The organism is Aurantibacillus circumpalustris (assembly GCF_029625215.1).
GTDB classification, from domain to species: domain Bacteria; phylum Bacteroidota; class Bacteroidia; order B-17B0; family Aurantibacillaceae; genus Aurantibacillus; species Aurantibacillus circumpalustris.
In genome coordinates, this window is the sequence record NZ_CP121197.1 from 2,423,664 (window position 1) to 2,436,553 (window position 12,890).

The window sequence follows — 12,890 nt, forward strand, 5'->3', positions numbered from 1 at the left end:
TTCCTAAAGTGATTTTTCGGAGAACGTAAAATAGTACTATTGTTTGCAAATAAAAAAAATTGTTTTACATAATAGTAAAACAATTTTTTGAGAAAATGTTTTTGAGAAAATCTTAATTCACTTTTATTTTAAGAACCTGACCGTACTTAAGATTATTGTTACTTAGTTTATTCAGTTCTTTAATATCTTTAAGATCTACACCGTAATTTCTGGCAATACCAGATAAATTTTCACCCTTTTTTACTTTATGGTAAATAATTTCTTTTTTTGCTGTATTTTTTGAAGCCAATTGTTTTGAGTCTGTGTCCGTACTTTTAGTTACAACTAATCCAGGTTCGGTAGATTCGATACGTTTTGGTTTTGTGGTTTCTTCCCTTATATAAACTGTTAATTTCTTTCCGGCGCGGATGCCGTTTCTGCCAATATAATTCCACATTTTAAGGTCAGCGACTGTTACACCATATTTGCGAGCAATAGTACTTAGCTTTTCACCCGATCTAACGGTATGCGTTTTTTTAACTTCAGAAACTATTAAATCTGATCCATCCTTTTGTGTAGAGAGTGACGCGTAAATAGCTTGTTCGTTATTTAAGAAGGTGGCAATTTTTGTTTTAGGCAAACAAATAATATTTCCTCCAGCGGGAATAATGTTTTTACGATACTGAGGATTGAAATATAAAATTTCTTCAGCGGTGATGTCAAGTGCTTGAGAGATTTGCTCAAAACTCATTTGTTCTTTCATTACAACTGTATCCACTTCAAAATATGTTTTTCGTGGCACTGCAGGGTAGATGTTATGTTCTGCACCATGTGTCATAACGTAATTGGCTGCAATAAAGGCTGGTACATAACCTTGTGTTTCGGTAGGTAAATAAGGACGGATTTCCCAATAGGTTTTTTTACCGCCGCTTCTTCTTATTGCTTTACTAATAGTTCCCGGGCCTGCATTGTATGCCGCAAGCACCATTTGCCAATCGTGAAACATACCGTACAATGATTTTAAATATTCTGCAGCTGCAACAGTTGCTTTATAAGGGTCGCAACGTTGGTCGATATAAGAGTTTACATTGAGGCCATACATTTTACCAGTTGGATACATGAATTGCCATAAACCCATGGCGCCAGCTCTTGAGCGAGCGTAAGGAATTAAAGCACTTTCAATAACCGCTAGGTGTTTTAATTCTAGTGGAATGTTATATTTGTCTAAAATTTCCTCAAACATAGGGTAATACAATTGTGCAACACCCATCATACGGCTCACGCTTTCACGTTTACGAACCGTGTATAAATCTATAAATCCTTTAACATGAGGATTATAAACTAAATCAAATGGAGAAAGAGCATCTAATTTTGCTAAACGTGATTGGTAAGTGTAATCTTCATAACGCGGAACGCTGTCTTCAGCAAATTTGTATTTATTGTTTTTAGGAAATATAGGACGGGTAAAAGCCGTTTCAAACATTTTTTGAGTAGATAGACTATCAAGCATATCTGCAATAGGAGCTTCCACAGAAATGAATTCTTGTGAAACGGATTGCGATTTTACCGACACGCTTAAAAATAAAACAGGTAAAATGAGGTGTTTTTTTAATAATCTCATAATTTGTTTGAATCAGGTTTAGTTTGATTTAACGTAATTTAATTTAAAACGTTACAAGATAAAAAATTAATACTCCTTTTTTTAACGATCGCTTCAATTTTAACAAGTTTATAAATTAAAAAGTAATAAAATTGACGAAAGCCTTATAATTCTTAACTTTGCACTGTGAAAAACATGGAAAAAGAAGAAAAACCTTTGCAGCATATTGAGCGTAGCCCAATATTTTTAACAATTTCAGTTCTAATCAGTTCAACAATTGTATTTATAGGCTATAATATGTTAAAAAACATGAATCCTTGGGGTTTTATTGTCCTTATACCAGGCTCTATTTTTTCATTCCAAACCTTATGGTGGTTGTTACATCCATTCGCTATTGTATTCGAAGATAAAATTGAAATCAAACAATCGCTTCTGCACCATAAATACCGCTACTTTGTGGATTTAAAGAGAATAAGCGAATCAAAAAAGGGGAAAATTTATATTACATATAACGATGATGAAATGGAAGGTTTAAATCTCTTTGGTATCAAACCTTCTCACGTATCTTTCCTGAAATCAGAAATGGAACGTTCGGTTTCTCAAAACATGAAGTTGAGACCTTAGTTAAGGTCATTGTATCTTTTCCTTACTTACCCATTATCGTATAATAAACAAGTCTGTGTTTAAAATCAGTTCTTGGTTTGGGTTTATCGGCTTTATTTAAAACTACTTTCGTATTTAAATCTTATTTCACAAATGCTCAATTTCATTCTACAAATAGGCGGCGCAGCTGCTACTTCGGCTCAAGCGGGAGATTCTTCAATGGTTAATGGTATACAAACTGCCGGCCTTGAAATAACAGAAACTAAAATTTCACTTATTGAGATGATTTTTAATGGAGGATACGTGATGATCCCTCTTGCTATACTTTTAGTAGTTGCAATTTACATCTTGATTGAACGTCTACTTGTACTGGGAAAAGCCTCAAAAAGACACGCGAATTTGGTAACTGATTTAAAAGAAATGATCCATAGTGGAAATATTTCAGGTGCTATTGCAATGTGCAAAAATTTGAATTCGCCTGAAAGCTCAATGATTGAGCAAGGTGTGAAACGTGTTGGTCAACCGGTGTTAGAAATAAGAACAGCTATGGATAAAAGTGGCACAAACGAAATTTCTAAGTTGGAAAAAAACATGAACGTTTTAAATATCATAGGTAGAATTGCACCAATGTTTGGATTTGTGGGTACAATTATTGGAGTAATTACTATTTTTTATGATATCTCTTTGGCTAAAACAGTAGAGATTGAAATTATCTCAAAAGGATTGTATCAAAAAATGGTAACCTCTGCAAGTGGCTTAATTATTGGAGTTTTAGCTTTTATTTTTTATCACTGGTTAAATGGTCGTATCGATAAAATAGCTAACAAAATGGAAGATACTCAGATTAAGTTTTTGGATATGCTAAACGAACCTACCAAATAATTAAGAATGTAAAATTAAGAATGAAGAATTAAAGGATTAGCAACATTGGCTCATTTTTAATTTTCAATTTTGAATTATTAATTTAAAAAAAATGGCTTTACGCAAAAAACACAGAGAATCAGAAGTAAGCACAGATGCCTTAAATGATATCATGTTCTTTCTTTTGTTATTCTTCATTATATTATCTACGATGGTTAGCCCTAATTCTATTAAGGTCAATCTTCCAAAATCAGATCCTAATGTTACGGTTGAAAACAATAGGGATCCTATTCATGTGGCAATTACAAAGGATAAAAAGTATTACGTAAATAGTGCAGAAATTCAAAAAGAAAATTTAGAAGCTGCAATTTCTAAGTTGGCCGCTACAAAAACCGAACCTATGGTATTAATGCACTTGGATAAAGATCTTACCATTCAAGAAGAAATTGATATTATGACAATTTGTTATAGATTAAAATGTAAAACTGTTTTAGCTACTGCTGCAACTAAAAAATAGAATATGGAACTCACGCAAGCTGAAGAAAATAGAAACAGAGCGATCTCGGCAACGGCAACTTTATTAATATTTGCCCTGTTTATTTTGTTTCTCATTTTATTTAAATTAATTACTCCAAATCCTCCTTTTCCTGAAGTAGGTGGTGGCGGTGGACAAGAGTTGGCTCTTGGTATGATGGACATGGGTAACAGCGACATGGATTTTAGTTCAATGGGAAAAGTTACTGCTGTGGTTACAGAGAAATCTGAATCAAAAGAAAATGTAGTTACGGATGATGGAGGTGAGGCAGTAAATATCAACGAGAAAAAACCGGAGATTAAAGAAAATAAAATGGTGATTACACCAGTGAAACCAAAACCTGTAGTTGAACCAATAAAAGAAAAAACGGCTGCTGAAAAATTGGCTGAAAAATTTAAAAAGAATACCGGCCAAAATGGTGGTGGCATTGGAGACAATGACCAAGCCGGACAAAATGGTTCTCCTGATGGGGATCCTTTTAAAAATGGTACAGGTGGTTCTGGAACGGGCACTGGTGGAGGAAATGGACAAGGTGACGGTCCAGGCGGTCCTGGTCCAGGAAGCGGCGGTGGACCTGGTGGACGAATTGGAATTGATTTAAAGGGCAGGGCAGTGGTGAGTCCGCCAAAAATACCAAGCGATACAAAAGAAGAAGGAAAAGTTGTGGTGGAGATAACGGTAGATTCTAAAGGAGATGTTATTGAGGCGAATCCTAACGGTCGTGGAACTACCACAAGCAGCGCTTTGCTAAAATCAAAAGCCAAACAAGCGGCAATGGCAACGAAATTTAATGTAGACGGTAAATTTGAAGAACAAAAGGGTACTATAACGATAATTTTTTCATTCAATTAAAATGACGTATCAACAAACGCTGGATTATTTATTCGCGCGTTTACCAATGTACCAGAGGGTTGGAGCGGTGGCTTACAAAGCCGACCTGGTTAATACCATTAAAATTGCCGAAGTACTCGGCAAACCACATCAAAAATTAAAATGTATTCATGTTGCCGGAACAAATGGCAAAGGATCTAGCAGTCACATGTTAGCAGCGATTATGCAGCAATGTGGTTATAAAACAGGTTTATATACTTCTCCTCATTTAACCGATTTCAGAGAACGCATAAAAATCAATGGTAAAATGATTCCTAAAAATCATGTTATTGATTTTGTTCAGAAACACAAAGAGCCTTTTGAGGAAATTAATCCGAGTTTTTTTGAATGGACCGTTGGCTTGGCTTTAGATTATTTTGCAACAGAAGAAGTAGATGTGGCCATTATTGAAGTGGGATTGGGCGGAAGATTAGATTCAACGAATATTATTACTCCGCATGCTTCTTTGATAACGAATATCAGTCTCGATCACATGAATTTGTTGGGTGATACATTAGAAAAAATAAGCAAGGAGAAGGCTGGTATAATTAAACCGCGTATTCCTGTGGTTGTAAGTCAATACCAAAGTGAGACGGCTCCGATCTTTAACAGTATCGCTAAAGATCTTAAATCGCCCATTGAGTATGCGGATAAAAATTACAAAGTCCTGAAACACTCTATGGTCAAAGGACACATGCAAGTGGATGTGTTAAATAAGAAAAATGAAACTACACGTCACTACGAACTTGATTTAACGGGTGTTTATCAATTAAAAAATTTACTAGGCGTATTAAACGTATTAGATTTTATTGAAGGAGCTGGATTTTTAATTGAACCTGATCATGTGGCCGTTGCTTTAAAAAATGTATGTGGAATTACAGGTTTGAGAGGACGTTGGCAAACGATTAGTGAGAAACCACTTATGATTTGTGACACTGGTCATAATGAAGATGGTGTGAAACAAATAATTGAAAATTTAAAAGATATTGAGTTTAGCCACCTTCACATAGTTTTTGGTGCTGTGAATGATAAAGACATTTCTTCACTGCTTGAGTTAGTGCCAAAGGAGGCAACGTACTATTTTGTGAAAGCTGATATTCCACGAGCTTTGGATGAGAATGAATTAATGCTTCAATCACAGAAATTTAAATTAAAAGGCAAAGCTTACAAATCGGTTGAAGCAGGCTTGAATGCTGCAAAAAAAGCTGCAAGAAAAACAGATCTTATTTTTATAGGCGGAAGTACTTTTGTAGTGGGTGATGTGCTTGCATTGATGGAGAAGTAAAAGCTCTAGCTAAACTAATGAACCACATAAGAAACATAAGCTCATATAAGAAAATATCTGTATGACGTTGTAGTTAAAGGGTGCAAAACAAAAATAATTTATTTCAGATACCGTTCTTTAATCACGTTTAAATGATGTAAAGCATGACCACAGGTCATGTAGCCTAAAGATATAACGCTTGCACTCCCAATAGCTGTTAAGCCTGAACGAAGCATAGTTTCTTCTGAGAAGGTTTTGTACAAGGAAATACTGGCTTTTCTTACTGTTTCAAATTCTTGTATTAGATCTGAAAGTGTTCTATTATCAAGTTCTGCCGCCGCCGCATAATCATCTTCGTCATAAGATAATACCTGTTGTGGGTCTTTTCTCGCAAAACGTAAAGCTCTATAAGTGAAAATTCTTTCCGTATCTATAAGGTGGATTATGACTTGTTTTATCGTCCATTTACCTTCTGCATAAGCCAAACTTTCTTTTTCTTTTGAAATAGTAGAAACAACTTTTTGAACCTCTAACCATCCTGAATCGAATGCGGCTAGCAAATCGTTTTCTTTTACAAGTTCGTTGTAATAATCGTAATAACTTGGACAAGTTCCTTTAACAGGTCGCATGGCATGTATTATTTATCTAATAGAGTGATTTTATCGGCACCTTCAGTTTCTTGCCATTCTACTTTTACGTTTTGTGTAGAAATGGAATCTATTGTAATTCCTACATACTTAGCTTGTATGGGCACATTGCGCGAAAGGCGACGATCAACCAATACCATTAACTCCACATCGTTAGGGCGACCAAAGGCCAACATAGCATCTAAACCCGAGCGAATGGTTCTGCCGGTATAAAGCACGTCGTCTATCAGCACCACATTTTTATTTTCGATAATAAAATCAATGCTCGTGCGATTCGGAATTAATTCTTTTTGCCTAAAATCATCACGGTAAAAAGTTGTATCTAATTCGCCGCAATGAACTTTTTTTGTTTTTAAAATATTTTGTAATTCTTTTTGAATGCGTCTGGCCAAATAAATGCCGCGTGGCTGCAATCCAATTATAACCGTTTTGCTGAAATCATTGTGCACTTCAATTAATTGATGGCACAATCGTTTGATAGTAACATCAAACTGTGTTTTTTCTAATAGAATTTTTGGACGCACGTTAAATATATTTTCTGGTTAACAGGTTTTAAAGATAAATATTATTCTTTGTTCTTACTATCCAATATAATAGTCACCGGACCATCATTTATCAATGCTAACTGCATATCTGCACCAAAAACACCCGATTTACAAGCCTTACCCGAAATAAAGGAGGTTTCTCTAATAAAAGTTTCGTACAAAGGAATGGCCTTCTCTGGGCGCGCTGCCTTTATAAAAGAAGGACGGTTTCCTTTTTTGGCAGATGCATGAAGCGTAAACTGACTCACGATCAAAATTTTCCCTTTAATTTGTTTAACATCCAGATTCATTTTTCCTTCTTCATCTGAGAAAATACGCATATTACAAAGTTTTTGAACCAGATAGTTAATGTCCTCTTCTGTATCTTCATCTTCAATGCCAAGTAAAACTAACAAGCCTGCTTCAATTGAAGAATGTATTTGTTTGTCGATTGTAACGGAAGCTTGAGCTACTCTTTGTATAACAATGCGCATAATTTAATATCTTTATCAGAACTAAATTAGAAATAAAATGAGGAATATTTTAATGCTTACCGTTTTTTTATCGCTTTTAATTTCATGTAAGAAAAAAGAAGAGCCTAAAGTAGAACCACCTGTAAGCACAACGGGACCAGTTGTTGCGGCTTGTCCGACATGTGAATTTCCTGATACAGTTTGGAATATCACTGGCACAGGACCAAAATTGATTTTTAAATTTAATTTCGACAGTACACAAACACGTTTAAATAATTTAGGGCAACCCGCTTCCATCCCTTCGGGGAATGCAGCTCAATCGCCTATTTTTAATGGAATGAGTGCGCATTATATCGAAATGGCTCAAACTGATTTTACACAAGTAGGTGCAGGAGCAGTTCTTTATAAGGCAGAAGAGACAGATTGTCGTGGTTCAAAAGCAATAGTGTTTTGCAAATCGCTTGTTTGCAAAAATGGCGATGTGTTTTTTTCTGTTCCTCTAAGTCAGGTTGCAGCCGGTTCTTACAAATGGTTGCGCGTTTCTCTGGCATATCAGAATTACGATATTAAAATTAAAACAAATTCAACCGGCACAATTGATGGCACGCTTGCTTCGTTTGTTGGTTACAATACTTATGTGTCAAAATACAAAATGAAAGGCGCAACAATGACTCCTACAATGAGTCCTGAATCAAATAAAATGCAAGGGTATTGGGGATTTTATACGAAAGTTTTTTCTACGGAATATAAATCAGAGGGACAAGCGTCGACAACAACGGTTGTGAATCCAAATCCTAATAGTCCTATACCAGCAGGAAGTTGTTTGGTTACCGGGGAGTTTTTTAATACTTCAGGAGCAACAAAATCTCCACTTGTCATTAACGGAAATGAAACGCAGGATATTATTATTACTGTTTCCTTATCGACGAACAAAAGTTTTGAGTGGACAGAAAAAACCGTTGATGGTTTATTTCAACCCGATATTGGTGAAGCTGTTGTGGATATGGGATTGAGAGGGATGATTCCTAAGTACTAGATCTCTAGTCTAAGGTTTCTGTTAAATAAACCATATAGAAACATAGGCATATTGAATCCTGATTAGGTGATGTTAAGAGAACATTGTTTCGATAATTACCGAAATTGAAGCTTTGTTTCAATTATATGTGTCTCTATGTCGTACGAATTTAGTTGATCCTATGATCCTATGTGGTTAAACTTTATTACAAGATTACATGCAATTAAGCCTTTTGCTTAAACTTATTTATTGCATTAACAGTAAATTCACTAAGAACTAATTTGCCACTCATTGCCGCACGTTCGGTTAATAAAGTATCCCAGTTTTCTGTTCCTTCCCACATTATTTTTTTAAGCATAGCCATGGCCTCAGGGTTACTGCTCGCTAATTTAGCTGCGAGGGTATCAATTCCTTTATCCATTTCTTCAATCGTTGGGAAAACCTCCGCGTACAAACTTTTTTCCTTAGCCCATTGAGCCGTTTGCCATTCGGTAGCGTTAATGGTAAGTTGACAAAAAGCAGAAGTGCCTACTTTGCGTTCAACGGCAGGGCCAACAACGAAGGGACCAATACCAACTGCTAATTCACTTAGTTTTATAGAAGCTGATTCAGTGGCAAAAGAATAGTCGGCGCTAGAGGCAATACCTACACCACCACCAACAGCTTTTCCTTGAATGCGTCCGATAATAAATTTAGGAGCTTTACGCATGGCATTAATTACTAAAGCAAATCCAGTAAAAAACTTTAAACCTGTACCAATGTCTTTTATTGAAATCAGTTCATCAAAACTTGCGCCTGCACAAAAGGTTTTATCGCCTTCACTTTTTAAAACAATTACTTTGGCGGAATCGTCTTTTCCCATTTTCTCAATCTCAGCAGCAAGATTGCGCAATTGCGTTCCTGGCATCGAATTACTTTGAGGATGAAAAAAAGTAATTGTTCCTATTCCATTTTTTATTTCTGATTTTACGAATGCTTCCATAATATGATTTATTTTGTTTTTATTTTTTTAACTGCTTTGATAGTTTTTATTTTCCTACTTCCATGAAGTACTCTTAAGACTTTGATTTTTGTGCTTTTGATGCGGTAAATGATTAAATAGTCGTCAAGTATAATATTCCTATAAATTTGCGTTTTTGTTGCTAGATGACGACATTCAGGATAAAGGTAAGACTGGTAGGATAATCCGTACGTTAAATGCAAAATTTTTTCTTGAAAGATGTCAGCGATTGTAGATCCTAATGCTTCGTAACCATATAAATAAATGGTCTGTAAATCGTTAAAAAATTTAGAGCTATAAATTACTTTTTTAACGACTTTTTCCATGCATCGAATTTTTCAATCAATTCCATATGCGTATAAAACGGTCCTTTTTCACCCTCTTTGACTAAAGTAATAAACTCTTCTTTTGTGAATGCGTCTTCTGGTTTAAACTGATTTTTTGTTGTTGATTTGTGTTTCTTTTCCCATTGTAATTGCAAATCTTCTACAAGATTTCCCAGCGGCTTGAACGGTCCTTTTTCTCCTTCTTTTACTAACGCCTTAAATTCCTTTTTAGATAAGGATTCATCGGGACTAGCAAGATTCTTTTTGGATTTGAGATTAGAATTGCGCATACCCAAATTTAACTATTTTTTTAGAGAATCGAAACAACCAAAAACAAAAAAGTCTGTAACATGTACAGACTTTTTTATGAATTATTTCTCCTTATTAATTTACACCAACATGGTTACCGGATTTTCAATAAACGTTTTTAAGGTTTGTAAGAATGCGGCACCTGTTGCTCCATCTACAGTTCTGTGATCGCAAGCAAGACTCAACATCATCGTATTTCCTGGAACCACCGCTCCGTTTTTCACCACTGGCACTTGTTTGATTGCACCAACTGATAATATACAAGAAGCAGGCATGTTAATGATAGATGTAAAAGATTCAATCCCAAACATTCCTAAATTAGAAACGGTAAAGGTATTACCTTCCATTTCGCTTGGTTGTAGTTTTTTATCTTTTGCTTTTTTAGCCAATTCTTTTGCTTCTGCAGAAATTTGTGTGAATGATTTTTGATCTGTAAAACGAATCACTGGAACTAATAGACCGTCTTCCACAGCAACTGCCATTCCAATATGAATGTGAGAATAATAACGTGTTTTATCACCCATCCAAGTAGTGTTTACTTGGGGATGTTTGCGCAATGCAGCTGCACAAGCTTTGATCACCATATCGTTGAAAGATACTTTTGTATCAGGAATGGCATTAATAACATTACGTGAAGCAATGGCGTTATCCATGTCTACTTCAATATTCAAATAAAATACTGGGGCGCTTGAGGTTGATTCTAATAAACGACGTGCAATGGTCTTACGCATTTGCGAAGCTGGTTCATCACGGTATCCTTCTGTTCCTGTTGCAATCGTAGCTCCCGCAGAGCCTTTAGAGCCACCTGCTACTGGTTTGTAGTTTTCAATATCTGCTTTTGTAATACGTCCGTTATCAGCGGTACCTTTTACCTGACTTAAATCAATTCCTTTTTCTTTCGCTAATGCTTTTGCTAATGGTGATGCTTTAATTCGTGCATCAGAACTAACGGAGGTTGAGCTTGTAGAAACCGCTGACTGCTGACTGCCAACTGCAGCTTGCTGACTGCTAACTGCTGACTGCCCACTACCACCTGTTGACTGCTTACTGCCAACTGACGACTGACCTTCTACTGCTGCCAATATCGCTTTTATGTCTTCACCACCTTTTCCTAAAATAGCAATCACGCTATCAACTGGAGTTCCTTTTCCTTCTTCAATTCCTTGATAAATTAAAACACCATCTTGAAACGATTCAAATTCCATAGTGGCTTTATCGGTTTCTATATCTGCTAAGAGTTCACCACTCTTTACTTTGTCGCCTACTTTTTTATGCCATTTCGCTAAAACACCATCCGTCATGGTATCACTTAATTTTGGCATACGCACCACTTCAACACCCGCAGGTAATTTTGCAGGAGCACTTGAACTTGAAGCGCCATTTGAAGATGCTGGTGCGGCAGATGCTTTGCTTTCTTCTTTTTTGGTTTCTGTAGATCCGTTTAATAAGGATGAAATATCTTCGCCTTCTTTTCCCAGAATAGCAATAATAGAATCAACAGGCACAGCTTGTTTTTCCTGAACGCCAATATGCAATAAAACACCATCTTGGAAAGATTCAAATTCCATGGTTGCTTTGTCAGTTTCAATGTCAGCGAGTAATTCACCGCTCTTTACTTTGTCTCCCACTTTTTTATGCCACTTAGCAATTACACCATCTGTCATGGTATCACTTAATTTGGGCATTCTTACTACTTCGGCCATTTCGATAAATTAAAAATTAAAAATGAAGAATTGAAAATTTTATACACTTTGTTTAGTCGTCTTTACAATTGAAATATTTTGTCTTGAATGAGATTTTTTTTCATAATTTTTAATTATTAATTCTCAATTCTTAATTACTCAATAATGTAAGGATAATTCGGTTCCGCATAAACATCTTTGTAAAGCTCATCTGGCTCTGGGTAAGGACTTTCTTCTGCAAATTGCACAGATTCATCAACCAAAGCTTTTACTCGTTCTTCTGCCGCTTCAATACTTGCGTCATCAATCCAGTTATTTTTTTTCAATGTCACCAATACTTTTTCAATAGGATCTTGTGTTTGATATTCTTTTACCTCGTCTTTGGTACGATAGGTTTGAGCATCACTCATACTATGTCCTTTGTATCGGTAGGTTTTCATTTCTAAAAAAGTAGGGCCATCGCCGCGACGCGCACGCGCAACCGCTTCCTCCATAGCTTCATGAACCGCTTCTACAGTTAAACCATCTACTGGCTTGCTTGGCATATCGTAAGCTAATCCTAATTTCCATAAATCGTGTACGTTACTGGTACGTTCTACTGAAGTTCCCATCGCATACATGTTATTCTCAACAATAAATATCACAGGTAATTTCCAGGTCATTGCCATGTTAAAGGCTTCGTGCAAAGCACCTTGACGAACTGCTCCGTCTCCCATCGAACACACACACACATTATCCGTTCCGTTATATTTTTCTGCAAAAGCAAGTCCAGCTCCTAGAGGCACTTGTCCACCTACAATACCATGACCTCCAACGAAACCATGTTCTTTGCTGAAGATGTGCATGCTACCACCCTTACCTTTGCTACAACCCGTAATTTTAGCATACATTTCTGCCATTACGTATTTTGGATGTAAGCCTAAACCAATAGGATGCGCGTGGCAGCGATACGCGGTAATATGTTGATCGCCTTTTTTTGTAGCGCTCACAGTTCCTGCTACAATAGCTTCTTGGCCGATGTAGAGGTGACAAAATCCTTTTATTTTTTGTTGCACATAAACCTGACCAGTTTTTTCTTCAAATTTACGCATGAGTAACATCGACTCATACCATTTTAAATACTGTTCTTTTGTAAACTTTAGTTTTTTCTCTGTCGCAGTTTTACCCATGGTCAAATTTTTAATAAGAAGACACAAAAATAA

15 protein-coding genes are annotated in these 12,890 nt (G+C 36.0%); 6 read left to right on the forward strand and 9 right to left on the reverse strand.

Going from position 1 to position 12,890, the window contains the following annotated elements; all coding sequences use genetic code 11:
- Positions 1-112: 112 nt before the first annotated feature.
- Complete coding sequence (locus P2086_RS10140) at positions 113-1,600, reverse strand: lytic transglycosylase domain-containing protein (protein ID WP_317896625.1); 1,488 nt, start codon at positions 1,598-1,600, stop codon at positions 113-115.
- Positions 1,601-1,774: 174 nt separating this feature from the next.
- On the opposite strand from P2086_RS10140, the gene P2086_RS10145 reads away from it, so the two are divergent.
- The 5 genes from P2086_RS10145 (at position 1,775) to P2086_RS10165 (ending at position 5,733) form a co-directional block, all read left to right on the forward strand.
- Positions 1,775-2,203, forward strand: coding sequence for a hypothetical protein (locus tag P2086_RS10145; RefSeq protein ID WP_317896626.1), 429 nt, complete (start codon positions 1,775-1,777; stop codon positions 2,201-2,203).
- A 132-nt stretch (positions 2,204-2,335) separates the two neighbouring features.
- The gene (locus P2086_RS10150; RefSeq protein ID WP_317896627.1) at positions 2,336-3,064 is read left to right on the forward strand and encodes a MotA/TolQ/ExbB proton channel family protein; all 729 of its coding nucleotides are present in this window, start codon (positions 2,336-2,338) and stop codon (positions 3,062-3,064) included.
- Positions 3,065-3,155: 91 nt separating this feature from the next.
- The gene (locus P2086_RS10155) at positions 3,156-3,560 is read left to right on the forward strand and encodes an ExbD/TolR family protein (RefSeq protein WP_317896628.1); all 405 of its coding nucleotides are present in this window, start codon (positions 3,156-3,158) and stop codon (positions 3,558-3,560) included.
- A 3-nt stretch (positions 3,561-3,563) separates the two neighbouring features.
- Positions 3,564-4,430, forward strand: coding sequence for an energy transducer TonB family protein (locus tag P2086_RS10160; protein WP_317896629.1), 867 nt, complete (start codon positions 3,564-3,566; stop codon positions 4,428-4,430).
- A gap of 1 nt (position 4,431) precedes the next feature.
- The gene (locus tag P2086_RS10165; RefSeq protein WP_317896630.1) at positions 4,432-5,733 is read left to right on the forward strand and encodes a bifunctional folylpolyglutamate synthase/dihydrofolate synthase; all 1,302 of its coding nucleotides are present in this window, start codon (positions 4,432-4,434) and stop codon (positions 5,731-5,733) included.
- Positions 5,734-5,831: 98 nt separating this feature from the next.
- Here the strand turns inward: P2086_RS10165 and P2086_RS10170 are convergent, their stop codons facing one another.
- From P2086_RS10170 to dtd, 3 genes are read right to left on the reverse strand one after another with little or no spacing between them, the layout of a single operon-like run.
- The gene (locus tag P2086_RS10170; RefSeq protein ID WP_317896631.1) at positions 5,832-6,341 is read right to left on the reverse strand and encodes a DinB family protein; all 510 of its coding nucleotides are present in this window, start codon (positions 6,339-6,341) and stop codon (positions 5,832-5,834) included.
- 8 nt (positions 6,342-6,349) lie between these two features.
- The gene (pyrR, locus tag P2086_RS10175; RefSeq protein WP_317896632.1) at positions 6,350-6,883 is read right to left on the reverse strand and encodes a bifunctional pyr operon transcriptional regulator/uracil phosphoribosyltransferase PyrR; all 534 of its coding nucleotides are present in this window, start codon (positions 6,881-6,883) and stop codon (positions 6,350-6,352) included.
- 41 nt (positions 6,884-6,924) lie between these two features.
- Positions 6,925-7,377 carry a D-aminoacyl-tRNA deacylase gene (gene dtd / locus P2086_RS10180; RefSeq protein ID WP_317896633.1) on the reverse strand — a complete coding sequence of 151 codons (453 nt, stop codon included), beginning with the start codon at positions 7,375-7,377 and terminating at the stop codon, positions 6,925-6,927.
- A 37-nt stretch (positions 7,378-7,414) separates the two neighbouring features.
- Between dtd and P2086_RS10185 the strand changes: the two genes are divergently transcribed.
- Positions 7,415-8,392: a hypothetical protein gene (locus tag P2086_RS10185; RefSeq protein WP_317896634.1), complete on the forward strand. Its 978-nt coding sequence runs from the start codon at positions 7,415-7,417 to the stop codon at positions 8,390-8,392.
- Between the two features lie 202 nt (positions 8,393-8,594).
- Here the strand turns inward: P2086_RS10185 and P2086_RS10190 are convergent, their stop codons facing one another.
- The 5 genes from P2086_RS10190 to pdhA form a co-directional block, all read right to left on the reverse strand.
- Positions 8,595-9,353 carry an enoyl-CoA hydratase/isomerase family protein gene (locus P2086_RS10190; RefSeq protein WP_317896635.1) on the reverse strand — a complete coding sequence of 253 codons (759 nt, stop codon included), beginning with the start codon at positions 9,351-9,353 and terminating at the stop codon, positions 8,595-8,597.
- Between the two features lie 8 nt (positions 9,354-9,361).
- Positions 9,362-9,697: a type II toxin-antitoxin system RelE/ParE family toxin gene (locus tag P2086_RS10195; protein ID WP_317896636.1), complete on the reverse strand. Its 336-nt coding sequence runs from the start codon at positions 9,695-9,697 to the stop codon at positions 9,362-9,364.
- Positions 9,673-9,987 carry a hypothetical protein gene (locus P2086_RS10200; protein WP_317896637.1) on the reverse strand — a complete coding sequence of 105 codons (315 nt, stop codon included), beginning with the start codon at positions 9,985-9,987 and terminating at the stop codon, positions 9,673-9,675. The genes P2086_RS10195 and P2086_RS10200 overlap by 25 nt, the downstream gene beginning before the upstream one ends.
- Before the next feature lie 99 nt (positions 9,988-10,086).
- Positions 10,087-11,709: a pyruvate dehydrogenase complex dihydrolipoamide acetyltransferase gene (locus tag P2086_RS10205; protein WP_317896638.1), complete on the reverse strand. Its 1,623-nt coding sequence runs from the start codon at positions 11,707-11,709 to the stop codon at positions 10,087-10,089.
- A gap of 134 nt (positions 11,710-11,843) precedes the next feature.
- Positions 11,844-12,857: a pyruvate dehydrogenase (acetyl-transferring) E1 component subunit alpha gene (gene pdhA / locus P2086_RS10210; protein ID WP_317896639.1), complete on the reverse strand. Its 1,014-nt coding sequence runs from the start codon at positions 12,855-12,857 to the stop codon at positions 11,844-11,846.
- Positions 12,858-12,890 lie beyond the last annotated feature (33 nt).

Excerpts from the sequence above, each read along its gene's own strand:
- P2086_RS10140 (WP_317896625.1), bottom strand. The coding sequence starts at position 1,600 with ATGAGATTATTAAAAAAACACCTCATTTTACCTGTTTTATTTTTAAGC.
- P2086_RS10145 (WP_317896626.1), top strand. The coding sequence starts at position 1,775 with ATGGAAAAAGAAGAAAAACCTTTGCAGCATATTGAGCGTAGCCCAATA.
- P2086_RS10150 (WP_317896627.1), top strand. The coding sequence starts at position 2,336 with ATGCTCAATTTCATTCTACAAATAGGCGGCGCAGCTGCTACTTCGGCT.
- P2086_RS10155 (WP_317896628.1), top strand. The coding sequence starts at position 3,156 with ATGGCTTTACGCAAAAAACACAGAGAATCAGAAGTAAGCACAGATGCC.
- P2086_RS10160 (WP_317896629.1), top strand. The coding sequence starts at position 3,564 with ATGGAACTCACGCAAGCTGAAGAAAATAGAAACAGAGCGATCTCGGCA.
- P2086_RS10165 (WP_317896630.1), top strand. The coding sequence starts at position 4,432 with ATGACGTATCAACAAACGCTGGATTATTTATTCGCGCGTTTACCAATG.
- P2086_RS10170 (WP_317896631.1), bottom strand. The coding sequence starts at position 6,341 with ATGCGACCTGTTAAAGGAACTTGTCCAAGTTATTACGATTATTACAAC.
- dtd (WP_317896633.1), bottom strand. The coding sequence starts at position 7,377 with ATGCGCATTGTTATACAAAGAGTAGCTCAAGCTTCCGTTACAATCGAC.
- P2086_RS10185 (WP_317896634.1), top strand. The coding sequence starts at position 7,415 with ATGAGGAATATTTTAATGCTTACCGTTTTTTTATCGCTTTTAATTTCA.
- P2086_RS10190 (WP_317896635.1), bottom strand. The coding sequence starts at position 9,353 with ATGGAAGCATTCGTAAAATCAGAAATAAAAAATGGAATAGGAACAATT.
- P2086_RS10195 (WP_317896636.1), bottom strand. The coding sequence starts at position 9,697 with ATGGAAAAAGTCGTTAAAAAAGTAATTTATAGCTCTAAATTTTTTAAC.
- P2086_RS10200 (WP_317896637.1), bottom strand. The coding sequence starts at position 9,987 with ATGCGCAATTCTAATCTCAAATCCAAAAAGAATCTTGCTAGTCCCGAT.
- P2086_RS10205 (WP_317896638.1), bottom strand. The coding sequence starts at position 11,709 with ATGGCCGAAGTAGTAAGAATGCCCAAATTAAGTGATACCATGACAGAT.
- pdhA (WP_317896639.1), bottom strand. The coding sequence starts at position 12,857 with ATGGGTAAAACTGCGACAGAGAAAAAACTAAAGTTTACAAAAGAACAG.